At 63.2% G+C, this 24322-nt stretch carries 20 protein-coding genes and 1 tRNA gene; 4 read left to right on the plus strand and 17 right to left on the minus strand.

Annotated features, from left to right (window positions below):
- Window positions 1-15 precede the first annotated feature (15 nt).
- The 4 genes from fes to FEZ61_RS14500 all read right to left on the minus strand — a co-directional run bounded on the left by fes (window position 16) and on the right by FEZ61_RS14500 (window position 4678).
- Window positions 16-1269: an enterochelin esterase gene (gene fes / locus FEZ61_RS14485; protein WP_017642139.1), complete on the minus strand. Its 1254-nt coding sequence runs from the start codon at window positions 1267-1269 to the stop codon at window positions 16-18.
- A gap of 83 nt (window positions 1270-1352) precedes the next feature.
- The gene (locus FEZ61_RS14490) at window positions 1353-3542 is read right to left on the minus strand and encodes a TonB-dependent siderophore receptor (protein ID WP_173149211.1); all 2190 of its coding nucleotides are present in this window, start codon (window positions 3540-3542) and stop codon (window positions 1353-1355) included.
- Between the two features lie 287 nt (window positions 3543-3829).
- Window positions 3830-4093 (minus strand): hypothetical protein, encoded by a 264-nt coding sequence (locus tag FEZ61_RS14495; RefSeq protein WP_173149213.1) that lies wholly within the window; start codon window positions 4091-4093, stop codon window positions 3830-3832.
- A 303-nt stretch (window positions 4094-4396) separates the two neighbouring features.
- Window positions 4397-4678, minus strand: coding sequence for a hypothetical protein (locus tag FEZ61_RS14500; RefSeq protein WP_017642136.1), 282 nt, complete (start codon window positions 4676-4678; stop codon window positions 4397-4399).
- A gap of 371 nt (window positions 4679-5049) precedes the next feature.
- Here FEZ61_RS14500 and FEZ61_RS14505 point away from each other — a divergent pair, with 371 nt between their 5' ends.
- Both FEZ61_RS14505 and FEZ61_RS14510 read left to right on the plus strand, forming a co-directional pair.
- A complete protein-coding gene (locus FEZ61_RS14505; protein ID WP_017642135.1) occupies window positions 5050-7035 on the plus strand; it encodes a methyl-accepting chemotaxis protein in 1986 nt (661 codons plus the stop codon).
- Window positions 7036-7049: 14 nt separating this feature from the next.
- Window positions 7050-7970, plus strand: a complete 921-nt coding sequence (locus FEZ61_RS14510; protein WP_093252682.1) for a substrate-binding domain-containing protein — start codon at window positions 7050-7052, stop codon at window positions 7968-7970.
- 91 nt (window positions 7971-8061) lie between these two features.
- Here FEZ61_RS14510 and FEZ61_RS14515 read toward each other — a convergent pair whose 3' ends face one another.
- The 3 genes from FEZ61_RS14515 to FEZ61_RS14525 form a co-directional block, all read right to left on the minus strand.
- Complete coding sequence (locus tag FEZ61_RS14515; RefSeq protein WP_346342866.1) at window positions 8062-11097, minus strand: autotransporter domain-containing protein; 3036 nt, start codon at window positions 11095-11097, stop codon at window positions 8062-8064.
- A 281-nt stretch (window positions 11098-11378) separates the two neighbouring features.
- Window positions 11379-11903 (minus strand): GNAT family N-acetyltransferase, encoded by a 525-nt coding sequence (locus FEZ61_RS14520; protein WP_173149217.1) that lies wholly within the window; start codon window positions 11901-11903, stop codon window positions 11379-11381.
- A 149-nt stretch (window positions 11904-12052) separates the two neighbouring features.
- Window positions 12053-12295 carry a DUF1654 domain-containing protein gene (locus tag FEZ61_RS14525; protein WP_242455171.1) on the minus strand — a complete coding sequence of 81 codons (243 nt, stop codon included), beginning with the start codon at window positions 12293-12295 and terminating at the stop codon, window positions 12053-12055.
- A gap of 553 nt (window positions 12296-12848) precedes the next feature.
- Between FEZ61_RS14525 and FEZ61_RS14530 the strand changes: the two genes are divergently transcribed.
- Both FEZ61_RS14530 and FEZ61_RS14535 read left to right on the plus strand, forming a co-directional pair.
- Window positions 12849-14765 (plus strand): methyl-accepting chemotaxis protein, encoded by a 1917-nt coding sequence (locus FEZ61_RS14530; RefSeq protein ID WP_017642129.1) that lies wholly within the window; start codon window positions 12849-12851, stop codon window positions 14763-14765.
- Window positions 14766-14940: 175 nt separating this feature from the next.
- On the plus strand, window positions 14941-16932 hold the full coding sequence (locus FEZ61_RS14535; protein ID WP_173149221.1) for a GGDEF domain-containing phosphodiesterase: 1992 nt from the start codon (window positions 14941-14943) through the stop codon (window positions 16930-16932).
- 211 nt (window positions 16933-17143) lie between these two features.
- Here the strand turns inward: FEZ61_RS14535 and FEZ61_RS14540 are convergent, their stop codons facing one another.
- From FEZ61_RS14540 to tolR, 10 genes are all read right to left on the minus strand, one after another.
- The gene (locus FEZ61_RS14540) at window positions 17144-17542 is read right to left on the minus strand and encodes a hypothetical protein (protein WP_017642127.1); all 399 of its coding nucleotides are present in this window, start codon (window positions 17540-17542) and stop codon (window positions 17144-17146) included.
- Window positions 17543-17787: 245 nt separating this feature from the next.
- Window positions 17788-18267, minus strand: coding sequence for a hypothetical protein (locus FEZ61_RS14545; RefSeq protein WP_173149223.1), 480 nt, complete (start codon window positions 18265-18267; stop codon window positions 17788-17790).
- A gap of 259 nt (window positions 18268-18526) precedes the next feature.
- Window positions 18527-18602, minus strand: a tRNA-Lys gene (locus tag FEZ61_RS14550).
- Between the two features lie 60 nt (window positions 18603-18662).
- Window positions 18663-19337 (minus strand): 7-cyano-7-deazaguanine synthase QueC, encoded by a 675-nt coding sequence (queC, locus tag FEZ61_RS14555; protein WP_017642125.1) that lies wholly within the window; start codon window positions 19335-19337, stop codon window positions 18663-18665.
- Between the two features lie 2 nt (window positions 19338-19339).
- Window positions 19340-19990 (minus strand): 7-carboxy-7-deazaguanine synthase QueE, encoded by a 651-nt coding sequence (gene queE / locus FEZ61_RS14560; RefSeq protein ID WP_064308306.1) that lies wholly within the window; start codon window positions 19988-19990, stop codon window positions 19340-19342.
- Window positions 19991-20061: 71 nt separating this feature from the next.
- Window positions 20062-20889: a tol-pal system protein YbgF gene (ybgF, locus tag FEZ61_RS14565; RefSeq protein WP_017642123.1), complete on the minus strand. Its 828-nt coding sequence runs from the start codon at window positions 20887-20889 to the stop codon at window positions 20062-20064.
- A gap of 6 nt (window positions 20890-20895) precedes the next feature.
- Complete coding sequence (pal, locus tag FEZ61_RS14570) at window positions 20896-21417, minus strand: peptidoglycan-associated lipoprotein Pal (RefSeq protein WP_017642122.1); 522 nt, start codon at window positions 21415-21417, stop codon at window positions 20896-20898.
- Between the two features lie 59 nt (window positions 21418-21476).
- Complete coding sequence (gene tolB / locus FEZ61_RS14575; RefSeq protein WP_017642121.1) at window positions 21477-22775, minus strand: Tol-Pal system beta propeller repeat protein TolB; 1299 nt, start codon at window positions 22773-22775, stop codon at window positions 21477-21479.
- Window positions 22772-23878 carry a cell envelope integrity protein TolA gene (gene tolA, locus FEZ61_RS14580; protein WP_242455172.1) on the minus strand — a complete coding sequence of 369 codons (1107 nt, stop codon included), beginning with the start codon at window positions 23876-23878 and terminating at the stop codon, window positions 22772-22774. The genes tolB and tolA overlap by 4 nt, the downstream gene beginning before the upstream one ends.
- A complete protein-coding gene (gene tolR / locus FEZ61_RS14585) occupies window positions 23875-24321 on the minus strand; it encodes a protein TolR (RefSeq protein ID WP_017642119.1) in 447 nt (148 codons plus the stop codon). Before tolR ends, tolA begins: the two co-directional genes overlap by 4 nt.
- Window position 24322 lies beyond the last annotated feature (1 nt).

Here is a 24322-nt window from a genome sequence, read left to right on the forward strand (position 1 = left end):
TCCTGGCAGTAGGGATTAGCGGTGGGCGTCGGCGGCGACCAGGGGTTGCCAGAGCCGGACCAGGCCGTCGAGCAGGCCCCCGCGCCACCAGAGGGCATCATGGCCCCCATCGATCTCGCGATAGTCGAGCGCGTGGCCCTGCTCGCGCAGGCGCGGGACCAGGGCCCGGGAGGCTTCGAGGATGGCCGGCTCGCGCAGCCCCGCCTCGATAAACAGCCGCAAGGGATGCCCCCTCCCCTGCCCGCTTTCCAGCGCCTCGAACAGTCGGCCTGGTTTGCCGCGTTGCGGCCACCAGAAGGAACCGGACTGGCTCAGCGCGCAGCCGAAGCGCTCCGGCCAGTGCAAGGCGGCATAGAGCGCCGCCAACCCGCCAAAGCTCTGCCCGGCGACCACGGTCGAGGTGGCCGACTGGGCATGGGCCGCCCAGTCGCGCACCTGGGGTAGCAGCTCTTCCTGCAGCGCCAGCCAGAACTCGGGATTGCAGGGCAACTCGCTACCACGCAGGGCGCGATCGCTGTGGTCGATCAGCAGATAGACCGCTTCCGGCAACTGGCCGGCATCCGTGAGCTCTTGCAACGGCACGCCGATGGGCATCGTCTGGGCCCAGAATTGCCCATCCAGCAGAATGGCCAGCGGCCGTTCCATAGGGGTGGTATTACCGGTAGCGAAGAGCCACACCGGGCGGCTGTTGCCCAGTCTGGCGCTGTCCCACTGGAATTGCTGCAGGCTCGGCCATGCCGCGGGAGACAAGGTGCGATCGGTGTCGAAGGCCGCCCAGGCCGGTTGCGCAGGCGCATCCGGCAGATGCACGCCCGACACCGCCAACCCGCGGCCACCCTGCCAGGCGCGGCGGGGATTGAGCCGGTCGGCCCGGGCCAGGGGAAAGACGCTGCGCCACCAGAGGCGGATGCCCTGCAGATCAGGCTGGGCTTCGCCTTCGAAGGGCGCCGGCTCCCCGCTGGGGATCAGGCAGTAGCTGCCCCGCCAGCGGCCATCCAGTTCGGTCTCCCAGGTCCAGACATCGGTGCCTGGCAGACGCCGCAGGCTCTGCGGCAGGCCCGGTTGATGGTGGTCGGTGACCCCGGTGATATTGAGCCAGACCCGCTGGGTACCGGAGCGCTCGGCCAAACCCTCGGGATCGCGCCAGACAAAGGTCAGGCGATAGCGCCCGGCCACAGTGGGTTCGATCAGCGGCGTGCCGCGGCAGGCGACGGCCTGCCACCAGGACTCGCTGCCCACATCGTCCCGCTGGAAGAGTGAATCTTTCATCGCATCTCAGTGCATCGTGGAAGAGATCGTCATGGCCTGCATCGCGCCGACCGACCCGAGCCTGGCCCGGGTCGGCCTGGACATCAGAAGTCGTAACGCGCGCCGACCATCACGCTACGCGAGGGGCCCTGGAAGTTGAAGGTGGAGACCGAACCTACGCGCGACCAGTATTCCTTGTCGAGAAGGTTGTTCACGTCCAGGGTCGCGGTGAGTTGCTTAGTGACCGGATAGGAGAACTTGGCATCCACGGTGGCATAGCCGGGGGCGGACACGGTGACTCCAGAGGTCTGGTTGGTCTGGGAGAAATCGCTCATCGCGGTCACCCCGCCGCCGATGCTCAGACCGGTCAGCGGACCGCCCGCCAGGGTGTACTTGGTCCACAGCGAGGCCATGTGCTTGGGCATGGCTTCGAACAGGGTATTGCCATCGCCGCTGAGGTTCTGGGTATCCATGTAGGTGTAGCCGGCGAGCATCTCCCACTGCTCGGTGAGCTTGCCGCTGACCTCGATCTCGGCGCCCTTCACCCGGGTCTTGCCGGAGCTGTCGGAATAGGTGGTGATGGCCACGCCGTTGGCGTCGAAGGGCCGGGCCGCCCGGTTCTCGTCGGTCAGCTGGAAGATCGACAGCCGTGCATTCATATCGCCGTTGAAGTAGCTGCCCTTGATCCCGACCTCGTACTGGTCACCCTCGCGCGGATCCAGCGCCTTGCCCTGGCCATCCAGCTCGCTCTGCGGCTTGTAGACCTTGGAGTAGCTGGCGTAGAGGGAATGGTAGTCGTCCAGGTCGTAGACGGTGCCCAGATAGGGGGTGACGAAGCCACTGTGCTTCTGGCTTTCCCCCGCCTCGGCGCCGCTGGCCAGGGTGGTGGTGTAGGCCTCGCCCCTGTACCAGGAAACGCGGGCGCCGCCGATCAGCGCCAGGCGCTCGATGGGCCGGAAGGTCACCTTGGAATAGAGGCCGAACTCGCGATCCTCACTATTGAAGTCGGTCTGGTAGGCGCGCGCCGGCTTGGCGAAGCGGGTTGGCGAATAGCTGTTCACATTGACCGTACCCAGGACGCTGTTGCCATTCTGGTAATCGGTGTCGTAGTGCTTGTAGTCGGTACCCACGACGAATTCGCTGACCTGCCCCAGCGCCTCGAAGGGCTGGCTGTAGCTGGCATCGAGGGAATAGGCGTCCTGCTCGAAGTCCCGGGTGCTGGCGCGGATGCTGGTGTTGCCATTGGCCTGCACCGCCCCGCCGGTGAAGGCATAGAGGTAATCCGCCTCCCGGTGCGATGCCCGGGCGGCGATGCGTCCGTAGCCGCCGTTATCGAACCTGTGGGTCAGCTCGAAGATGCCGTCGGTGGTCTTGCCGTCGAAGTAGTTCCAGTCCGCCCCCAGGAAGCGCGACTGGCTGAAATCCAGCAGATTGCCCTGGGCGTCGGTGGGATAGCCGTTGTGCGGCGTGAGGTTCTTGACCTGATGGATCAGGCCGAAGGAGATCTGGGTGGCGTCGGACAGGTCAATGTCCAGATCGCCGTAGTAACTCTGGTCGGTATTGGCGTTGTAATCCACCTCGCCATTGCTGTCGGCGCGGGAGGCGACGAAGCGGCCACGGACGTTCTTGCTCGCGGTGAGCGGACCGGCCAGGTCGATTTCCTGGTAATTGGTGTCCCAGGAGCCGTAGCGCCCGGTGATATGCCCCTGGAATTCGTCGGTGCCGCGCTTGCGCACCATGTTGACGATGCCGCCCAGCTCGCTGGTGCTGTTGAACAGCCCCGAGGGCCCGCGCATGATCTCGACCCGGTCGAAGGGCGAGAGGATGGGCACGGTGCCGAAGATGCTGGTCATGGGCGCCGGCAGGCCGTCGATGTTGTATTCGTCGTATTCGTAGCCACGCGAATAGATGGAGGAGCGCCCGCTGTCGTTGGTCAGCACCCGCAGGCCGGCGGTGGACTTGGCCAGCTCGTCCAGGGTGTTGAAGTTGCGATCCTTGATGTAGTCGCTGGTATAGGAGGTGATCGACTGGGGGATGTCGCGCAGGGCCGCCGGCGTCTTGGTGCCCACGGTCGCCGAATCCACGGTATAGCCGCCGGTCTGTTCCGAGGGCGCCATGTCGTAGAGGCGATTGCCTTCGATGGTCAGGGTGTCCAGTTCCGTGGCGTTCTGCTCGGCCACCGTGGCGGCCAGGGCCGTCAGCGGAAAGGGAATCAGCGCGCCGATCAGGAGCAACTGACGAAGGGCCGCGCGAGGAAGGCGGATGGGCTGGCAGAGGGTTCCTTGGGTGTTCATGGTGATCCTTGTGACCGTGGCGTTGCAGCCGACGCCGTGCACTTGAAGGCTGCTCTTCGCGGCATCGCGCGAGGGCCAGCACTTTAAATGATAAAAACTCTCATTATCAAATGTTACGTTAAGTAATAGCTGTTTGCATTGCGGCGAACAGGCAGCCGTGATCCACGCCTGGTACTGCGGGCGCAATGAAGAAGAAAGGAGGGAGAAAGCCGCGGTCGGACGTGCACGGTCCGACCGCAGGGGATCAGGCCTGGCTTGAGCAGGCCCCAGAGAAGCCGGCGAAGTCGTTAGAGACCGGACACCGCGGGGGTCTTGGCCGCCACCTGACCGATCACCGGGCTGGGCAGCCGGCAAACGATCTCACCGATGGCATTCATGCGTGCCAGACCACCATCGCCCTTGCAGGCGTGATAGTCGGCAAGGTGTTCGGAAGGCGAGTTGCGCAGCCCCTGATCGAGCGCAACCACCAGAGCGATGACGCCCAGCCCCAGGACGACGAGTTCGAGCGTGCTACGGGCACGATACCAGTGGATCGGTCGCGAAGGGCTCATGGCGGCTCCAGGAAGAGGCGAGTGATGGCGAAGTGACTTCCTACTCTAATCCTCCTAGCCCGGATGTAAACAGCCGTTGCTCGCCTGGGCGATAGCGGTCATCCGCTCGCCCAGGGGTATTGTCCTGCGCCTGGGCAAGGCCTTGCCATGGCCTTCTTACTTCATCCCCTGGGCACTCCGACTCGCGAGGCGCCAGGAGCAGCCCCCGCGATCAGTGACAGCAGCCGCTGTGCCCGCCCGTATCGCGCTCACCTCCCCTCCTCTGCTACCGGCCCGAAACCGACAGCGGACCGAGGACGAGACTCAGGGATTTTCCTTGCTGGGCGTCTTGATGTAGCCGGGCACGGCGGAATCGGGAGGCGAGTGGCGCCCTTCGCTGGCTGCGGCGTCATTGGCCTGGGCACGGTCTTCCTGGGCCTTGGTCTGCTCCTGGGCAGCCCGGTCGACCTTGCCTTCGGCAGCCTTTTCCTCGGCCTTCTGGCTATGGACCTGAGCCTCCCGGGCATGGTCTTCGGAAGTCTTGTCGCACGCCGCCAGGGTTGCGGCGGTAGCCAGTACGAGGGAGCACAGCAGAACTTTCGACATCGGGTATTCCTGTGAAAAGAGACCCTTCAAGGACCTGGGGATGCAGGGGTTGGTTTCTGGCCGGCCGTGTTCGCTTTGCAACCTGAGGTGTCCGTCGCACGGTGGGCGTGGCGGAACCCGCATGCCTGCCCAGCGAGCTGATAGTCGTCGAGCGCCTGAACCGCACTGCCAGGCTCTAGCGCGCGCATCTGATCATTATCGACAACAGCTGGTCGCCCGGCGAAGGCCGCACGTCCGCAGACGATGCGGAAAGGTCGGGTGATACGACTAGGCTGCGGAGCTGTTGGCCATGGACAGGCATCGAGACGCGCCATGACGTCTGCCGCCGTTGGCCTCCTGCCTCAACATCGCCAACAAAGCAGGGAACAACCATGACGCTTCTTCAACGGGTAGTCGGCGGCATCGCTCTCCTGGTGTTTCTGCTGCTGGGCATCGTCGCCGTGAGTTTCAACAGTACCCAGTCCATCCATGAACGGCTGACGGTCATCACTGAGCAGTCCGCCCCGCTCGGCCAGGCGGTCGGCGAAATCAACGTGCAGCTGCTGAGCGCCAACCAAGCCCTGCTCGGTCTGCTAGCCGAGTCCGATACCGCCCAGATCGCCACGCGCGAACAACAATTCCACCAGCAATTCGCCAACTACCTGCAGCTGCACCAGCGCCTGCCGGCGCTGTTGCGCGACCACGAGCAACTGGTCCAGGCACTCGATCAAGAGCAGAAACTGGGCAATGCCTACGGCCAGCAGGCGAAAATCCTCATCGACAGCTACCGCCAGCTGGTCACCGTGCGCCGTGAAACCCGGACCCTGCAGGGCTATGCCACGCCCGAGGCCAATCGACTGTCCAGCTACCTGCAGGCCTACAGCGCACAACGGAAGGCGGAAGGCGCCACTTCGGCGGTCCGCGCCGCCCAGTTGCTGCTGATCGAAACGGACAAGACCTACGCCGCCTTCGCCGCCCAGGCGGCACGCGTGGATCTGTCGAGCCTGGCCATGGCGCTCAACCAGCAGCAGGATGTCATCACCGACCGGCTGCGCGATCTGGCCGCCCTCGACGAGCGCAACGCGCGTATCGTGGGCGTGATGGTCACGCGCCTGCTGCACGAGATGACCGCGCCCGATGGGCTGCGCCTGGCCTACGAGCGGCAGGCTGCGGCCGAAGCCCAGTTCGACGACCAACGCCAGCGTACCAGCACGGCGCTGCAGGCGACCCTGGATGCCCTGCGCACCCTCAGCGGCGGGGCCGTCGCCGTGGCGCAGCAAGCCAAGAACGATACCGATGCCAGCGTGGCCACCAGTCGCCAGGTACTCTTCATCGTCGCCCTGCTGGCGATCTGCGCCGCCGTGCTCATCGGCCTGTGGGTCGCGCGCGGCCTGCGGCGTCCGCTGCAGGCGTTCCGCGAATCGCTGCGCCAGGTCACGGCTGGCGATCTGCGGGTCCAGTTCGATGTGAGTCGCAAAGACGAATTCAGCGAGCTGGGCAGCTATCTCAACGAACTGATCCGCTCGCTGCAAACCACGGTGACCACCCTTACCCAGTCGGCCGACGACCTCCGTCGTACCGCCCAGGCCAATGCCGACATCAGCGCCAGCACCACCCGCGCCGTGGAGGAGCAGACCGAACGCCTCGGGTCCGCCGCCTCGGCGATGACTCAGATGGAAAGCACCGTGGCCGAGGTAGCCCAGCGCGCGCTCGACACCAAGGATGCCGTGGACCACACCTTCGAGCTGAGCACCACGACCGGCACCACCGTCGCCGAGACCATCGACAGCATCCAGCGCCAGGCCCAGCAGATCCAGGTCGCCGCCCAGGCCACCGATGAACTGCAGGGCTATGGCCAGAGCATCGACGGCATCGTCGATGCCATCCGCAATATCGCCGAGCAGACCAACCTGCTGGCGCTCAATGCCGCCATCGAAGCCGCCCGCGCCGGTGAACAGGGGCGCGGCTTCGCTGTGGTCGCCGACGAGGTACGCTCCCTCGCCAGTCGCACCCAGAGCTCCACCAGCGAGATCCAGCAGCAGATCGAACAGATGCAGCAGAAGATCCACTCGGTAGTGGACATCATGGGGGTGAGTCGCGCCCACTCCGGGGAGTGCGTGCAACTGGCCTCCTCCACCCGCGAAGCCCTGCAGAACATGAGCCAGGCGGTCGGCACCATCCGCGAGATGAACACCCAGATCGCCGCCGCGACCGAAGAGCAGAGCGTCACCGTGCAGCAAACCAGCCGCATGATGGTGCAGATCAACGACGCCGCGCTCCGGGCTGCAGAAGGCGCCGAGCGTGCCGCGCACAGCAGCGAGGACCTTTCGCTCATGGCCAGCCGGCAGCGCGAGCTGCTGCAACGTTTCAGTGTCTGATCGGGGATCGACTCATGTTCAAGCCAACGCTTCGTCTCCTCGCCGGTTTCATGCTGGCCGCCACCTGCGTCAACGTGGCCCAGGCCAGTGCCCCGTTGATCGGCGTTTTGACCTCCAAGCGCGACAACTTCCGTACCGCGCTGATCAATAATGTCGAGGAACGCGCCCGTACCCTGGACGCCGATCTGTTCCTGGAAAACGCCAGTAGCGACAGCGCCTTGCAGCTACGCCAGTACCGCAACCTGATCGCCGCCCGGGTCGATGCGGTCATCGTCAATCTCATCGATGACAGCAACACCCAGGAGATGCTGTCCCTGGCGATGAGCAGCAAGGTGCCGCTGGTGTTCATCAACTATCGCCCCAACGTCTCGCCGTTGCCGGCCTATGCGGGCTTCGTCGGTTCGGACGAGGTGGAAGCCGCGACGATGCAGATGGAGGAGCTGGCCCGCCGCGCCGGCTACAAGGGCAAGGTGGCGATCCTGATGGGCGAATCGCACCACCCGGCGACCAAGCTGCGTACCGAAAGCGTCGAGAAGGTGGTGGCCAAGTACCCGGACATGCAGGTCGTGGTTAAGGCCTCGGCCAACTGGCAGCGCAGCGAGGCTACCGATCTCGTCATGCAGTGGGTCAACAAGGGCGTGGCCTTCGACATCGTCGCCGCCAACAACGACGAGATGGCCATCGGTGCGATCCGGGGTCTGGAAAAGGCCGGCAAGCCACTGGCGCAATACCTGGTGGGCGGCATCGACGGCACGCCCGACGGGTTGCAGGAAATGCGCGCGGGCAAGCTGGCGGTCAGCGTCCTGCAGGATGCCAAGGGCCAGGGCGAAGGCGCGGTGGACATGGCGCTGCGCCTGGCCAATGGCCCCACCAGCAACACGCTCACCCAGGTGCCCTTCCAGCTGATCACCCCGGACAACCTGGCGTCTTTCTAGCCCTTGGCCGCAGCGGGGTCGTCCTTCTTCGGCGGCCTCGCCTCGCGCTTAACTGCGCGCCCTGCCCGTTCCGGCACTTGGCACGCCCCGTTCAGAATCGCCAGCTGAGTCGAGCCTTGAGGTCCTGGGCCTTGGTCCGGCCACTTAGTTGCCCGTCATAGCCCAGGCCTAGCGACACCGTCTCGCTCAGCGCCATGTCCAGCGCGCCCTGCATCACGGCGGACTCACGCGCGATGGGCGCCCCCATCAGTTTGAGATCCGGCCCACCGGCGAAGGCCGCCTCGTGCTCGGGCGTGGTATCACCATAGGCATGGCGCCAGCCCAGGGTGGCGCTCGGCACCACCTTCCAGTCACCTAGCGGTTTGCTCGCCAGGCGCAGACCGAGGGTGCTGAAGGTCACGTCGGTGTTCTGCCGCGGATTGTCCAGCGCCAAGGCACCACTGCGCTCGTGGAAGCCGTCGGTCCGCAGGTGCACCTGGGCCAGGTTGGCGAAGGGCGAGAGGTTCAGGCTGCCCGCGTCGATCCGATAGGCCAGTTCGCCAAAGGCCTGGGTGGTGTCGGCGTCATAGTCCGGCGCCAGGTGCTGATTGCTGCCGAGGACCGCCAGGTCGCGCTGCGCCGCCACCGAATGCCAGCTGTGGGCCAGGCCCAGCTTGAGACTAAAGGCATCCCAATGCTGGCCGGCATAGAGCCCCAGGTGGTAGTTGGTGCTGTCGAGCGAGCCGGATTCGTCGCGCAGATCCAGATCGGTATGACCCAAGCCCACCAGCCCCCCGACGCGCCAGCCGTTGTCCAGCGGGATGTCACTGCCAATCAGCAAGCCATGGCTGTGGCTGTCCAGGCTGCTGGCGTCGTGACTGCCGTCGTTGCGGCCCCAGGCACCGAGCGCCTGGGTCCAGACCAGGCCGCGCTCGGGGCTGCCGGCCAAGCCCTGGATGCCGGAACCGGACGGAGCGTCGTCCTGGGCGTCGTGCAGACGCTCGGCCATGGCGTTGCGTACCAGGCGGCTGTCCTCCACCAGCACCGTCTTGGTCGAGGCATGTAGTTCGTTGCCCAGGCTCTGGAAGGTCGAGCGAGCACCAGTGGCATTGGTCGCGACGACCTGATTCCACAGCGCATTGCCGGCGCCGGCCTTATCCAGCCCCTCTGCAGCGGACCGGGCATTGCGGCCATCGGCCAGGTCGGCGAAGGCCACGCCATTGCGTGGCAGGCTTAGGATCGCCTGGTTAGCGCTGTAGCTCAGCGTCGGGGTGAGGAAGGCGAAATCGGATTGGATCTGCCCAAAGCGACCGCTCAGGCGGTTACCGGCGCTGAGTAGCTGATAGCTGCCCAGGGGCTGCCAGTAGGGGCTGGAAACCAGTGCCAGGGTGGCGCCGTTGACGGCGATGCTGCCCGTGGCGACCAGGCGATCGGCGCGGTTGCTGGCACCGGTCTCGACCTGATAGATCGAGCCTTGGTCGAGGGTGGCGTTGCCGTTGACGTCGAGCTGCCCTACCGAGTTGCCGGGAGCGAGAATGCCGCCCTGGGCGACGTGAAGACTGGCCAGACTGCCGTTACCGCCCAGGGTGGCGCCGGTATTGACGGTGACCGCCGAGTTGCCGAGGTTGCCATTGATGGCCAGGCGACCCTGATCGATGCGGGTGGTACCGGCGAAATCGCTATTGCCGGTCAAGCTCAGGGAGCCGACCCCGGTCTTCACCAGGCTGCCAGTGCCATGCAGTCTGTTGGCTAGGCTGTCGTTGACCGACTGCTCCAGTATCAGGGTGGCGTTGTCGGTGATGTCGCCGCTGCCGAAGGCCTGGGCATGGCCACGCAGGGTACCGCCATTGATCAGCGTGCCACCGCTGTAGGTGTTGAGACCAGTGAGGGTGAGTTCGCCACTGCCATTCTTGGTCAGGCTGCCGCTGCCACCGATGTTGTTGCGCCAGGCATCGAGGACGTTGAAGCCACCCTGGCTCGCATCCATGTTGACGCTGACGTTGCCGTTAAAGGCGCCGTAGCCATCGGCCGCAGCCATCAGGTTGAGCCGACCGTAGCCGTTGGATTCGTCGATGACCACATAGCCCGAGGACAACTCGGTGCTAGCCAGGATGTCGCGGCGCTGGCTGGCGCTGAGATAAGGGAAGCGCGTTTCCAGCAACACCTCGGCATTGACCGGTACCACCGGCGCCAGATTGGTCGGGCCAACGGGGGCGAAGCCGTAGGTCATGCGGGCGGTGTACAGCGCCCGGTCCCGCGCGTGCTGCGACTGCTGGTCGGTAGCCGGATCGACTTGAGCCACGCAGTTGTTGATGTCGCCGCCACACTGCTGAGCGAAGTAGGCCTGGGCCTGGGCGAAGGCATCGCTGCGCAACTGGGCGTTGTTGACCAGGTTGTCGATGGCGAAATAGGTAGCGGTGATGCGCCCACCGATCACGTCCAGCGGCGAGTGCATGCCGGCGACGATGCGATTGTTGCCCAGCTCAGAGGCGCGGAAGAGTTCCTCTCCCAGGCGCTGAGGCACGGCGTAGCCGTAGCCGATGCTGGCCAGATAGGCCGCATTGGTATGGCCGCTGGGAAAGCCGCCATCGCTCGCGGGCGTTTGGCTGCGCGCCGGACGCAGGGACGGCGCCACGATGTCTTCGCTGGTTTGCCTCCAGGGCCGAGGATACTGATAGAAGTTCTTCGCCGAACTGGTGGAGGCGTCGTCGCGAATCGCCTTGACCAGTTGGGCGACCTTGCCCAGGCGCGAATGGATGTCGCCCGAGCCATTGCCCTGGTCTTCGTACTTGACCGTCTGGGTCGAGGCGTCGAATTGGGGAATGGTGGTGAAGGCTCCCGCGCCGACTCGATAGGCCTCGGCCAAGGGACCCAGGCCACTGATCAGGCTGTAGCTCTGGTCACGACGGTCGTCGTAATAGGCAGCCACTTCCTGGTCGTGGGTACGGGTGTGGGACAGATCGATCACATACTGCACGTTGCGCTGCAGGATGGGCGCGCCCAGGGCGGTCGGGGATCCAGTATTCCAGGTAGCGCCCGGCGTCCAGAGCTTATTGTATCCCGACAGCAGATCGACCCCATTGGTGGCATTGCTACCCGAGCGGCTAGCGGCCTGCACCGACACCGCCAGCAGTGATGCCGTCAACACGGCCGTGATTACCGCGGGTTTATTGCCTGAACGTTTCACCGACTCTTCCCCTTAGCCTCTTTGATACAACTTGTTACAAGTTGTCTGGGGCGGCGAGCCTAGAGGGCAGATGTGACGCTATGACAATTCTTTCGAGGCGGTTTTACGACATCTTATAGAGTACAGAACGGCGACCCAGGGTCGAGGCAGGAAAGGCATGCCCCGGGTCGCTGCCGATAGTGCTGCTGGCTGAAAGCCCTGATCCTGGCCCGGTCCCGGTCACGCAGTCCAGCGCCTGAGCGCTAGCGGCGCCTCAGGGTGTCCAGATCACACCAGAGGTGCAGCTTGGTGACAAAGGTATTGCCCACAGCGACTGCCAGCGGCTCGCGGCCAAAGACCGTGAAGCCCGCCTGTTCATAGAGCGCCTGAGCGGCATGGTTGCCTTCGGTGACCGTGAGCTGAATGCCCCTGAGCCTGGACAGCTCCTGCGCATGGGCCAGCAGCTCGTCCAGCAAGGCCTTCGCTATGCCCAGGCGCCGGTACTGGATGGGCACGTACATCCCGAACAGAATCGCCTTGTGCCGGCCCTTTTCCCGCGTCTCGAGGCCAAGGCCGACAACGCCCAGCAGATCCGCGCCATGGGTCGCACCCCAGACCCGCTCGCCCGCCTGGGCGCCTTCCTGCAGACGACCCTCCCACCAACTGAGCGGCAGACTCTCCCGCTCCTGCGGGCTCGAAGTGAAGGCCTCCGGATGTGCGGTGTAAGCCTCCAACATCAGCTGCCGATAGGCCGGAGCCCAGGCCGTTCCCAAGCGCTGGATGTCCATCCTGATCTCCTTCCAAGCGACGATCCCTGAAATGGCATCTAAGCCAGCCCTACTGCACGGCCGTGACGTCGCCAGCTCTCGACCTGCGACAATGTCACGATCCGGCACGTCGTGCGACGCCTGTCCGGCGCTGTCGGCCGCGCCTTCGCTCAGTAGTCGTCGTAGCTGACCCTCCAGAACAGGTCGATGCTACCGTCATCGCGATGGGCCACGATCAGGCCTTCGGTCTCGCCAAAGGCTTCCAGCAACAGTGCCCAGTCCTCACGGCTCGCCGCCAGACGCTCCACGTGCACGTGCTTGTCGATGATCCCGCGCGCATTGTTGACCAGCCGCGACACTCGCATCGTCAGGCGCTCATAGGAGGTCGGCTGGGGCGGCTGGCTATGAGCCATGGGCACAGGCTCCATAACTGTCTATTTACACAGTAGCCCTCGATCCAGGCGACTGGCAAGTTTCCGGACACCAGCAGAACCGGTGGTGCGGGCAGAGGTGCCCAGCGCCGAACGGCAATTGCCTAACAAGCGTTCTCCTGCACTGACGCCAGACGAACGCTCCAGGCCAAGCACCTCGATTTGCTGACGGCCCTGAGTCAAGGTCATGGATCCTACTCCGCCTGCGTTCGGCTGATCAGCCCCGAGCCATCAGCCAGAATGGCAATAAGCCGTCTATCCAGAGATAACCACCAGCCATCCCCCCAAAAGCTGTGACATGGATCACTTTTTCACTCTTAAGGTCAGACTAACTCGCAACATTTAGGTTGTCCGTAAAGACGCGCGCCACTGGGCTCATCACTGCACAGATCTGGTAAGCGGCTGGTAGCAAAAAATCACACTCCATCGCGCTAGCTATTCCAGGTGCCCTCTTACACCGATAGGTATTGCGATAACAAAAAATGTATGTCCGGCTGAGGCTCACTCAACCCCGCCCCCTATCCAGGTAGTCACCATGCAGCACAATGGCTGGAATCTTCTCAGCAACATCAGCGTTCGGGCCAAGCTGACGCTTGGTTTCTCCCTACTCATTGGCATGATCCTGCTGGTGGCCTATACCGGATGGCAGGCCACGGACGCTCTGCGCGACCGCAGTGAAAGGATCAGTGATATCTCCGGATTCAGTACCCTGGCGCGCGACATGCGCATCGAGCGGCTCGTCTATATCGTCAAGGCCGACGATACCCAGGCGGCCAAATGGCTGGCCGCGCTCGACAAGATCGAGGCTCAGTTGCAGAGCGTCACGCCCAACTTCAATTCGAAGGCCAACGAAGCCCTGCTGAGCGAAGCCAAGGCCGCCCTCAAGCGCTATCGGGACTTCTACAACCAGGTGGTGACGGCAACCCGCGAACGCGCGGCCGTCCAGCAGGCTGCCACCGCCACGGCGGAAGCGGCCAACACCTATCTGCTGGCCCTAGCCACAGCAGCCAATGCCCAGGAGGGGCGTTTCGAAGACCGCCAGCAGGTGGCGGCCCTCTTCATCGATTTGCAGCAGATGCGCATTGCCCTGCGCAGCTATGCCACCACGCCCGGCAAGGAAAACGAGAGCGCTGCCCACCGCGCCTTGGATGAGATTCAGGCAAAGGTCAAGCTGCTCGGCACGACCAGCGGCCTGCCGACCGAGGCCCTGCAGACACTTGGCAATGAAATCGCGGGCTACCAGCAACGCCTGCAGCAACTGATCACCACCCAGGTACAGGTGGATCAGGGTCAGGCCGGTATCACCACGACCATCACGTCGCTGCTGTCGATTGCCGACAAGCTCACCGCGATCCAGAAGGAATTGCAGCTGACGGATGTAAGCGGTGCACGTCAGCTGTTGCTGGTATGGCTGGCCATCGCGATCGCCCTGGGCCTCATCGGCGCCTGGCTGATCACGCGGTCCATCGTCCACCCTCTGAAGGACACCGTCCTCCTGGCGCAAACGGTCGCCAACGGCGATTTTACCCGTCAGTTGGAAGTGACCCGCAAGGACGAACTGGGCGCGCTACAGATCAGCATGCAGCAGATGACCACCAACCTGCGTGGGCTGATCGGCGAGATGAAGGACGGCGTCGTCCAGGTTGCCAGTGCCGCCGAACAGCTCTCGGCGGTTACCGAACAGACCAGCGCCGGCGTGCAATCCCAGAAGAGCGAAACCGATCAGATCGCCACCGCGATGCAGGAAATGACGGCGACTACCCACGAGGTGGCGCGCAATGCCGGGGCAGCCGCCCGCTCGGCGCTGGAAGCCAGTCAGCAGGCTCAGCAGGGCGACCAGGCCGTCAGCAAGGCCGTCGCCCAGATTGAGCTGCTGGCCAGCGAGATGGTGTCGACCAAGATCGCCATGACCACCTTGCGCGGCCACGCCGACAGCATTGGCGGCGTGCTCGACGTGATCAAGGCCGTGGCCGAACAGACCAATCTGCTGGCGCTCAATGCCGCCATCGAAGCCGCCCGCGCAGGCGAGGCGGGACGCGGCTTCGCCGTGGTCGCCGACGAGGTCCGCGGTCTGGCCCAGCGTACCCGCTCCTCGACGGACGAGATCGCCCAGCTCATCACCGGTCTGCACCAGAGCACCGACCGCATGGCGACGGTGCTCGACCATAACGTGCAGTTGACCGACAGCAGCGTCGGCCTGTCCCGCGAGGCGGGCGAGATGCTCAAGCGGATCACCCAGTCGGTCAAGGACATCGAGTCGATGAACGGCCAGATCGCCTGCGCCGCGGAACAGCAGGGTGCGGCGGGCGAAGAGATCAGCCGCAGCGTCACCACTGTCCGCGACATCTCCGAACAGACCGCTGCGGCCAGCGAAGAGACGGCTTCGTCAAGCCTGGAACTGGCACGTATCGGGGTGCGGCTGCAGGAGACGACCGCTCGCTTCAAGGTCTGAAAAGACCCTAGCCTCCTCCGCGGTGCGGAGGGGGCGAGCCGTCAGGTTCTCCAACTCAACCGCCGGTCATGTGGGCTGAATCTCTAACCGAGAGGCCGGTCACAAAGTGCCATCATATTGCCACCAAACGTCAGCCTTCGGACCTTGCTATTCACCCTGTCAGCCCGGACCCCCTATGAAAACCTCTCCAGAGCTTGGTCGGCTCGTCGATCAGACGCTTGCCGTGCCCGTGGGGCCCTTTTCCTTCGCGCCGGTGCTGGAGCGCTTGTTTCATCAGGACATCCATGAACAGCGTAGCCGCCATCTCACGCGCTGCCTCCTCATCGGGACCCTGAGCTACAACAGCTTCCTGCTCTGGTGGTGGCTGCTGATGGAAGATGCCCTGCCGTGGGCAGCCGGCCAGATGCTGGGAATAGCCACCCCCTTCACACTGCTAGTCATCTGCCTGCTGCGGGTAGTCCCCGTTCGTTGGCGTGAAGCTCTGGCCTTGCTACCGTTCTACGTCGGTCTGCTGGTGGTCTACAACTTGGTGATCAATGGCCCGGCCGGCAAGGAAATGAACCAGACGCTGTTCATTTTCACCTGGCCGCTGATGCTCACCTTCGTCAACACCTGCATGAAGAGCGCTCTGCCGCCTGCCCTTGCGTTCAACGGCTTCGCGCTAACCGTCATCTGCATCGCCGTTCACGAAGCCTCCGTATCGGCCATCGTGGGCGGTTTGATGATCACCAATGCCGTCGTGATGGCGTTCTTTTCCCTTCTGGCCAGTTACTGGCTCAATGTCGAGGGTCGTCGCACCTATCTGTACAAGTTGCGCGAAGAAGTCCGCCTGGCGTCCTTGAATTCGGCCAATCAGGACCTGCAGATCCTCTCGGAAACGGATTCGCTCACCGGCCTCGCCAATCGCCGTCAGTTGCGTCCGCTGCTCGAAGCCTTCTGGCAATCGCGCCTGGCAGGTGAGCAAGGCGCCGTGCTCCTGATCGACGTGGATCATTTCAAGCGCTACAACGATCACTATGGCCACCTCGCCGGAGACGAATGCCTACGCACCGTGGCTACCACCCTGGCAGTAGGCCTAGGCGCTGGCGACCTGGTTGGCCGTTACGGAGGCGAAGAGTTTGTCGTCATCCTAAGGCACGTCGGTCCGGCTCAGGCACTCGCTGCGGCGGAAACCATCCTGCAACGCATTCGTGACCTGCAGATTCCGCATCAGGGGCGTCAAGACGACAAGACCTATGTCACCGTCAGCATAGGCATCGCGCGTAGCGGCATCGTCGGCTTGAGTACCGCGGACGATCTGCTGGATTGCGCGGATCGAGCCCTCTACCGCGCCAAACGCGATGGCCGTGATCGGGTGTTCGAAGGTGGTGTCGAGGCCGTCCTGGGTGCGCCTCTTGAGCATGCGGCATTGCTCACGCCGGACGATGTCCGCAAGGGACTCGCCAGTAATGAATTCCTTCTGCACTACCAACCCATCTATCGCGTTCAGCCGCAGCAGGTGATCGGCTATGAGGCGCTGCTGCGCTGGAACCACCCCACCCTCGGCATGGTATCGCCGGACATCTTCATTCCGCTGGCCGAACAGGGCAACTTCATCATCGCCCTGGGCGAATGGGTAGTGAAGGAGGCCTGCCTGGCAGCCAGCCAGTGGTCGCCTCACCTGAGCGTTTCCATCAATCTTTCACCGCTGCAGTTCGCCGACCCCATGCTGCACGAGCGGGTGTCCGCGGCCCTCAGACTCTCGCGCCTGGCGCCCAATCGCCTGGTGCTGGAAGTCACCGAAGGGGTGGAACTGGTCATAGATACCCGCACCCGCCAGTCCTTCGCCCTCCTCCAGTTGCTGGGCATTCGCATGGCCCTGGATGATTTCGGCAGTGGCTATGCTGGATTGGGCCCCATCCTGGAGCTGCCCTTTCAGCTGATCAAACTTGATCGCCGGATTCTGGCGATCAAGGATGAAGAACAGCGCGGCCAGGTCCTGACTTCCCTGCTGTTGCTCGGCGAGGCCATGAAACTGGAAGTGCTCTGCGAGGGTGTGGAAACTGCTGATCAGTTGGCGCAGCTGCGACACCTGGGCGTGCGGCTCGCCCAGGGCTATCTGCTGGGCAGACCCGAGGCAGATCCGGATGGCCAGGAGCGGCAGCTTACGGCGTCTCTGGAAGCCTGACGCGCAATAACCAGCCACTGCCCTCGACTCGTTCCGAGCGGCGACCACGACGCCCCACCACAGACTGCCTAGGTTTTGTACGAAAAATGCCTACGCTCGGTGACGCTTCGTTGAAACAGGCTTCGGAATGCTCATTTACCGCTCGTAAACTCCGCTTCCTCAGCCTTTTTCGCCTCGCCTGACCTTCGCTCGGCGATTTTTCTTACAGAACCTAGAAGATCGCCATTCCGTCCAGCACCGCCGTGTAGAGCGCGGTTCCGTAGGTCACCACACCGAGAGGCACCCCGACGGCAGCGCCCAGGATCAGTGTGCAAACCAGCAGCGCCAGCAATGGGATTCCGAACACTGGCTGCGCGAGGAAAGAGCCATGACTGCCCTGCTCCACCGTCTTCGCCTGGGGCGTACCGGTCGGGCTGTCGGCTGCGGAACGGGAGCGCTTGGAAGGGTCAGGTTGCTGCCGCCCAGGCCTGGCCTTGCCCTCCATCTCGATAAGATCGGCGATATCGGCGAGCGTGCCGTTGTTGCGGGTGATCTGCTCGTGGGCAGCGCGGAGCGAATCGGGCTTGGCGGTGCGGCCCGCGCCGCGGGGAGGTCTTCGTGAGGCAGTCATACGTACGAGAAAAGGCTGAGAAGGTACTAAGAATGACACAGGTCGATGTTAAGGTTATTAACCTTACCTGTCAGAGTAGCCAATTGCCACTACGTCCTTTTTTGCAGCGAGACTTCGTTGGATACGCCATTCGCTCAATGCCTGCCGGACAGTCAGGCGCTCCTGGCTCCGTTGCCAATCCTCCGCAGGGTGTGAGGACCTACCATCTTGGCTAAAGGCTGATCAAGGCAGCTTTACGAGAACCCTTAGCGCTTGGACCTGGGAGGCAGCCCCTGGTAACTCGCTCCGCTAGCCTCCTCATCAGCTGCGAGCTCCGCCATGGCCAGGCGCGTGGCTTCAATCAGATCTTCTTCGGAGTAATCCGCGAACTCCTCCTCCGGCAGATCCAGTCGCTGCTCATGCTCATCGAACGGATGCAATTCAAGGCCTTCGGCGAGACCCTCTTCAAGATGCCGAATCAGCGTATCCATAGCGCCTTCCTCATTCGCTCCGGCAAGGCAAATGGTCTTGTTCATGCACGCTTGGGGCAAGGAGTCGTAGGCAAGGGTCTGCTCATAAACAGGTACCGCTTCCCCACTGCCCTCGGCGTTGAGGGTCAGCGAAGCCATATCACGCACCAGTTCAAGGGTGTCCACTTCACCAGTTCGGTAAAGCTTCAACAACCGGGCATCTGCGTACCCTAGCAGGAGGAAACCCTCTGTCACTTCGCTGCTATCTGGGCTCATTGCCGTGCTCCGTGATGGTGTGAAGAAAGTGCACCCTGAGGTGGCGGGTCGGTTAAGTAGAACGCACCCAGATCGTAAGATCTTGCGGTATGCAAGCCTTCTTCTCGACTCACGGCCTGACACGGCAAGGATCGTCACGCCTCTGCCACATCATTCAGTGGGCAAGCGGCAGTGTAACCAGGGATCAAACGTACCGATCGCGGCCTTTCAAACACCCTGAAACGCAAAAACCCTCCTTGCGGAGGGTTTCTGGTGAAGATGGTGGGTCGTGTGGGATTCGAACCTACGACCAATTGGTTAAAAGCCAACTGCTCTACCGACTGAGCTAACGACCCGTTAGTGGCCGCCATTCTAGCGATTTTCTCAGGAGAATCAACACCCTAGATGAAATTTTTTTACTGGTAGCGGGTGGGGTCGGAAATCTTGGCCGCCTTGAAGCCTTCGGCGCGCAGGCGGCAGCTGTCGCAACGGCCGCAGGCCTCGCCTTCGCCGTTGGCCTGATAGCAGGACACGGTCAGACCGTAGTCCACGCCCAGCCGGGTACCGGTCTCGACGATCTGCGCCTTGGACAGATACTGCAGCGGGGCTTCGATCCTGAAGGTATCCCCTTCCACACCCGCCTTGGTGGCGAGATTGGCCAGGCGCTCGAAGGCCTCGACGAACTCCGGCCGGCAATCCGGATAGCCGGAGTAATCCACCGCGTTCACCCCGATGAAGAGATGGCGAGCGCCGATCACCTCGGCCCAACCCAGGGCTAGCGACAGGAACACGGTGTTGCGCGCCGGCACATAGGTAACGGGGATGCCCTCGCCCGGCGTCTCCGGCACGGCGATGTCCGGGTCGGTGAGGGCCGAGCCACCGATTCCGTTGAGATCCAGGCCGATCACCTTATGCTCGACGACACCCAGCTGACGCGCTACGCGCTCGGCAGCCTGCAGCTCGGCGCGATGGCGCTGGCCGTAGTCGAAACTCATGGTGTAGCAGGCGAAGCCCTGGGCCTTGGCCATGGCAACGATGGTGGCGGAATCCAGGCCGCCGGAAAGAAGGATGACCGCTTTAGGCTGACTCATGCTCAATGTCCCGGCTCGTCGTTCCAGAGAATCTTGTGCAGCTGCAACTGGAAACGCACCGGCAGATTGTCGGCCACGATCCATTCCGCCAGCTCACGCGGCACCACCTGGCCATGGCTGGGCGAGAACCACACCTCCCCCGCCCGCTGATCCAGGCGATATTCGATCAGCTTGGAAACCGCCCAGTCGTAGTCTTCACGCGAGCAGATGACGAACTTGACCTGATCGTTCGGTGTGAGATGAGCGATGTTGGCGTAAAGGTTGCGCCCCATTTCCCCGGATCCAGGGGTCTTGAGGTCGACGACCTTGCTGACGCGCACGTCCACGCCACTGACATCCAGAGCACCGCTGGTTTCCAGGGATACCTCGTAGCCAGCATCACACAGCTGCTCGAGCAGCTTGAGGCAATTGGGCTGCGCCAGCGGTTCGCCACCGGTCACACAGACATGGCGTGGCCGGTAGCTGGCGACCTGCTCCAGGATGGCATCGAGATGATGGATCTCACCACCGGTGAAGGCATAGGCCGTATCGCAATACTGGCAGCGCAGGGGGCAGCCGGTGAGCCGGACGAAGACGGTGGGAAGACCGACGGTGCGGGCCTCACCCTGGAGCGAATAGAAGATTTCGGTAAGACGTAGGGTATCTTTTTGCATAGAAGCCACGGGCGTGACGGCTAAACAGGCCATCCGCCTCCGTTGCGGGAGATAGAAGAAAAAAGCCTGCGCTAGGGCAGGCTTTTCAGATCCCGCTGCGCCAGCTGCGCAGCGGAGGTTCCGGGATATTGGCTGATGACCTGCTGGTACATGCCCTTGGCCCGATCGGTGCGGCCGAGCTTCTGCTCGACGCCACCCAGTTTGTACAGCGAATCCGGCACCTTGTTGCTGGTGGGATAGGCCTGGCTGACCTTGGCGAATGCCTGGCCAGCGGCCTGCAGATCGCCCTTGGCCAGATTCACTTCACCTAGCCAGTACTGGGCGTTGCCCGCATACTGGCTGTTGGGATACTTGCGCAGAAAGGCGTTGAACGCCTGACTGGCCTTGTCGAAATCCTTGGCCTTGATCAGATCGAAGGCAGCGTCGTAGTACAGCTTTTCCTTCGCCGGATCACCCGGTTCGCTACTGGCGGCCGGTGCCCCCGCGGAAGCAGGCGGAGTCGGCGCGTTGTTTGCCGCGATGGCGCCACCCTGGGCGGCACCGGCAGCGGCTCCGGCACCTGCGTTGGCAGGAGCGGAAGAAAGCTGGGAGAGTCGACCATCCAGATCCTGGTAACGATCCAATCCTTCCTGCTTGAGCTGGCGGATCTCGTTTTCCTGAACCTCGACCTGGCCACGCAGGCGAGCGATGTCATCCTGCATCTGTTGCAACTGCATGAACAGTTGACCCATGCCGGAAACGGGAGCCCCGTTTCCGGCACTGGCCGCGCCTGCGTTGCCATAGCCTTGCCCAGCGGACTGGGCAACACCATAACTACCATCCTGTACGGGAACCTGAGCCGCGGCGACAACCGGTACACCAAGGGTCAGGGCGATCAAGAACTGCAGGCGCTTGGACATCGTTTATTACTTCTTCAGCTCGACGCGACGGTTCTGAGCCCAGGAAGACTCGTCGTGACCGACGGCAACCGGACGCTCTTTACCGTAGGACACCAGCTCCAGCTGAGCCGGGGATACGCCCTGCAGCACCAGGTAGCGCTGAACGGCCTTGGCACGACGCTCGCCCAGCGCCAGGTTGTACTCGCGGGTACCGCGTTCGTCGGTGTGACCTTCCAGAACGACGCGCTGGCCGCTGGCCTTCAGGTCGCGAGCGTGAACGTCCAGAGCGCGCATGGCTTCCGGCTTCAGGTCGGAGCTGTCGTACTCGAAGTAGAAGGTGGTGATGGCGCGCAGAGCGGCTTCATCGCCCATGCTGCCGTCAACGGCACCGGCGTTGGCACCGTAGCCAGCGTTCGGGTCGACAGCACCGGCGCCAGCGCCAGCACCAGCGCCTTCACCGGAGGCGTCGCCGCCCTTGGAGGAACAGCCCACGGCGACAGCCATGGCCAGAGCCAGTGCAGCGAACTTGCCGAATTTCAGCATTTCCATCATGTAACTCCTAAAAGAACCGCAATGTTGGTGTTTCTAAGGACTTTTCTAATTAGCCGTCAGTTCAGGTAAGGAGACCAGGAAGGCTCGCGCACGTCACCCTGGGCGGTGGGAAGAGGAATCCGGACGCGACCATTGATGGAGACAAGCATCAGTACGCCTCGGTCCTGCTGGCGGGTGGCGTAGATTAGCATGGTGCCATTGGGCGCAACAGTGGGCGAATCGTTGAGGCTGGTGTTGGAAAGTACCCGCACAGAGCCGCGCTGGAGGTCTTGTGCAGCGATCTGGAAATTGGTGAAACCTTCCTGGCGATGCACCATGACCAGCGTCTTTTCATCCGCCGAAAGTTTCGGGTTGGCGTTGTAGTTGCCAACGAAAGTCACGCGCTCAGCACCCCCGCCACTGACGCTGGCCTTGTAGATCTGCGGCTTGCCGGAGCGATCGGAGGTGAAGTAAATGGTCTGACCATCCTTGCCCCAGAACGGCTCGGTATCGATGGAGGAGTCATTCGTCACACGACGAATGGCACGGGAGCCCAGGTCCATCACATAGATCTCGGGGTTGCCGTCCTTGGACAGCACGAAGGCCAGACGATTGCCATCGGGCGAGAACGCCGGAGCGCCATTCAGACCTTCGAAGTTGGTCAGCTGCTCGCGACGACCGGTATCGATGTACTGCAGGAAGATGCGCGGACGCTGTTGCTCGAAGGAGACGTAGGCGATGCGCTTGCCGTCCGGCGCGAAACGCGGCGACAGGATGGGTTCTCGCGATTGCAGCAGGGTTACCGAGCGGGCACCGTCATAGTCGGCGCGCTGCAGGGTATAGCGGGTGTTGGTCGCGGAGAAGCGCTCGGCGGTCACATAGAGGATGCGCGTGGAGAAGGCACCTTTCACCCCGGTCAGCTTTTCATAGGCCTGGTCGGAGATGAAGTGCGCCATGTCGCGCAGCTGATCGGTGCTGCCGCCGACATTGCCGGTCAGGACCTGCTGTTCGGTGGACACGTTGAACAGGGCGTAGCTGATCTGCAGTCGACCACCGTTGGGCACGACGTTGCCCACCAGCACATAGTTGGCGCCCAGGGCTTTCCAGTCGCGGAAGATCACTTCGCTGGCCTGGCTCGGCTGGCTCAGCATGTTCTGGCGCGGAATCGGCGAGAACACCCCGGAATTGCGCATGTCGTCGCTGACGATGTTGGCCAGATCTTCCGGCAGTGGCTGACCACCCTGCCACCCGAAGGGCACGACGGCGATCGGGATGGCGCGATCACTACCGCTGGAAATCACCAGCGGATCGGCCGCCTGGGCGGAGCCCACCACCAGGACCAGGCCCAGCAGAATGTAACGGATCAGGGTGTTCACAGACTCAGGTCCTCCGGTTTGAAGATCATGCGGCGCTGACGGTACAGCTGATCGAAGGTCTTGCGATCCAGCTGTTGCAGCTCACGGATACGACCGACGTTACGCACGGCCGATACCGCTGAATTATCGAATTCCTTGTTGCCACTGGAACGGGTCACCGTCGCGCTGGTGATGGTCCCATCCGGCAGCATGTTGATCTGCACTTCGACGCTCATGCCGTTGCGCGCCGATTGCGGACGCGTCCACTGCTCGCTGACCAGACGCACGATCAGGTCATCGAAGCTCGATGCCACCTCGTCGCCCTGCTCTTCGGCCAGGGCCTGCTGCCGCTGGGTATCATCGGACAACAGCTCCGCCAGCGCCTGGGCCTTCTTGTCTTCTGCCGCCTTGCGTGCAGCTGCCTGGGCAGCCTTCTTCTTGGCGTCGTCAGCCGCTTTCTTCTTCGCCGCTTCCGCTGCCGCATCCTTCTTGGCAGCCTCGGCTGCGGCCTTCTGCTTGGCTTCTTCCGCCGATTTCTGCTTGGCCGCTTCTGCCGCCGCTTTCTTGGCCGCTTCGTCGGCCGCCTTCTGCTTGGCGGCTTCGTCGGCTTTCTTCTTGGCGATGTCCGCCTGCTTCTTCTGCTCGGCAGCCTGCTTGGCTTCCGCAGCCGCCTTGGCGGCCTCGGACTGTTTCTCAGCCTCAGCCTTGGCCTCGGCGGCCTTGGCCGCCGCTTCCGCTTGCTGCGCCTTTCGAGCGTCGTCGGCTTTCTTTTGTTCCGCGGCCTGGTGCTGGGCTTCCTTCTGTTGCTGAGCCGCCTTGGCCGCCGCCGCTTCACGCTGGGCTTCCTGCTGCTCGCGACGCTGCTCCAGCTGCTCCTGCTCGTACTGTTTGGCCGCGGTCTTCTTCGCCTCCCCTGCCAACTTTTGCTCGGTCTGGACCTGCGCCGAGCTCTTCGACTTGAGCTGGACCAGGGTCGCTTGAACCACCGGGCGCGACTGGGGCAGTTCAGGGGTAAAGGCGAAGCTGACAAACAGCAGGCCGAAAATCAGCACATGCAGGGCGACTGCCCAGATGACCGGCCAGAAATAACTTTCGGACGACGAACGCTCGCGGTGTCGCATCAAGGCGCCTCGGTAATCAACCCGACGTTGGGCACGCCGGCCTGTTGCAAGGCACCCATGGCACCGGCGACGACACCATAGTTGGCGGCCTTGTCACCGCGGATGAACACCTGGGTGTCAGCACGCTGACGCATGATGGCACCGACCTGCTGACTCAGTTGCGGCAGCGACACGGCGGTCTCGGACTTGGCCTTCTGATCGGTATCCACCTCGGACCCGACGTTCCAGTAGTAGGTACCGTCGGACTTCACCGAGACGGTGAGGATCTGCTTGTCGTTGTCTTGCGGCAGGGCCTGACTGTCGACCTTGGGCAGGTCGACCTTGACGCCCTGATTGAGCATGGGCGCCGTCACCATGAAGATGACGAGGAGCACCAACATCACGTCGATGTAGGGCACCACGTTCATCTCGGCGACGGGCTTGCGTTTCTGGCGGCGAGGAACCATG

This window comes from Pseudomonas sp. MS15a(2019) (assembly GCF_013277805.1).
GTDB lineage: Bacteria > Pseudomonadota > Gammaproteobacteria > Pseudomonadales > Pseudomonadaceae > Chryseomonas > Chryseomonas benzopyrenica.

Bases quoted from the DNA above. Each gene is read 5' to 3' on its own strand.
- fes (WP_017642139.1), bottom strand. From the start codon at position 1,269: ATGAAAGATTCACTCTTCCAGCGGGACGATGTGGGCAGCGAGTCCTGG.
- FEZ61_RS14490 (WP_173149211.1), bottom strand. From the start codon at position 3,542: ATGAACACCCAAGGAACCCTCTGCCAGCCCATCCGCCTTCCTCGCGCG.
- FEZ61_RS14495 (WP_173149213.1), bottom strand. From the start codon at position 4,093: ATGAGCCCTTCGCGACCGATCCACTGGTATCGTGCCCGTAGCACGCTC.
- FEZ61_RS14500 (WP_017642136.1), bottom strand. From the start codon at position 4,678: ATGTCGAAAGTTCTGCTGTGCTCCCTCGTACTGGCTACCGCCGCAACC.
- FEZ61_RS14505 (WP_017642135.1), top strand. From the start codon at position 5,050: ATGACGCTTCTTCAACGGGTAGTCGGCGGCATCGCTCTCCTGGTGTTT.
- FEZ61_RS14510 (WP_093252682.1), top strand. From the start codon at position 7,050: ATGTTCAAGCCAACGCTTCGTCTCCTCGCCGGTTTCATGCTGGCCGCC.
- FEZ61_RS14520 (WP_173149217.1), bottom strand. From the start codon at position 11,903: ATGGACATCCAGCGCTTGGGAACGGCCTGGGCTCCGGCCTATCGGCAG.
- FEZ61_RS14525 (WP_242455171.1), bottom strand. From the start codon at position 12,295: ATGGCTCATAGCCAGCCGCCCCAGCCGACCTCCTATGAGCGCCTGACG.
- FEZ61_RS14530 (WP_017642129.1), top strand. From the start codon at position 12,849: ATGCAGCACAATGGCTGGAATCTTCTCAGCAACATCAGCGTTCGGGCC.
- FEZ61_RS14535 (WP_173149221.1), top strand. From the start codon at position 14,941: ATGAAAACCTCTCCAGAGCTTGGTCGGCTCGTCGATCAGACGCTTGCC.
- FEZ61_RS14540 (WP_017642127.1), bottom strand. From the start codon at position 17,542: ATGACTGCCTCACGAAGACCTCCCCGCGGCGCGGGCCGCACCGCCAAG.
- FEZ61_RS14545 (WP_173149223.1), bottom strand. From the start codon at position 18,267: ATGAGCCCAGATAGCAGCGAAGTGACAGAGGGTTTCCTCCTGCTAGGG.
- queC (WP_017642125.1), bottom strand. From the start codon at position 19,337: ATGAGTCAGCCTAAAGCGGTCATCCTTCTTTCCGGCGGCCTGGATTCC.
- queE (WP_064308306.1), bottom strand. From the start codon at position 19,990: ATGCAAAAAGATACCCTACGTCTTACCGAAATCTTCTATTCGCTCCAG.
- ybgF (WP_017642123.1), bottom strand. From the start codon at position 20,889: ATGTCCAAGCGCCTGCAGTTCTTGATCGCCCTGACCCTTGGTGTACCG.
- pal (WP_017642122.1), bottom strand. From the start codon at position 21,417: ATGGAAATGCTGAAATTCGGCAAGTTCGCTGCACTGGCTCTGGCCATG.
- tolR (WP_017642119.1), bottom strand. From the start codon at position 24,321: ATGGTTCCTCGCCGCCAGAAACGCAAGCCCGTCGCCGAGATGAACGTG.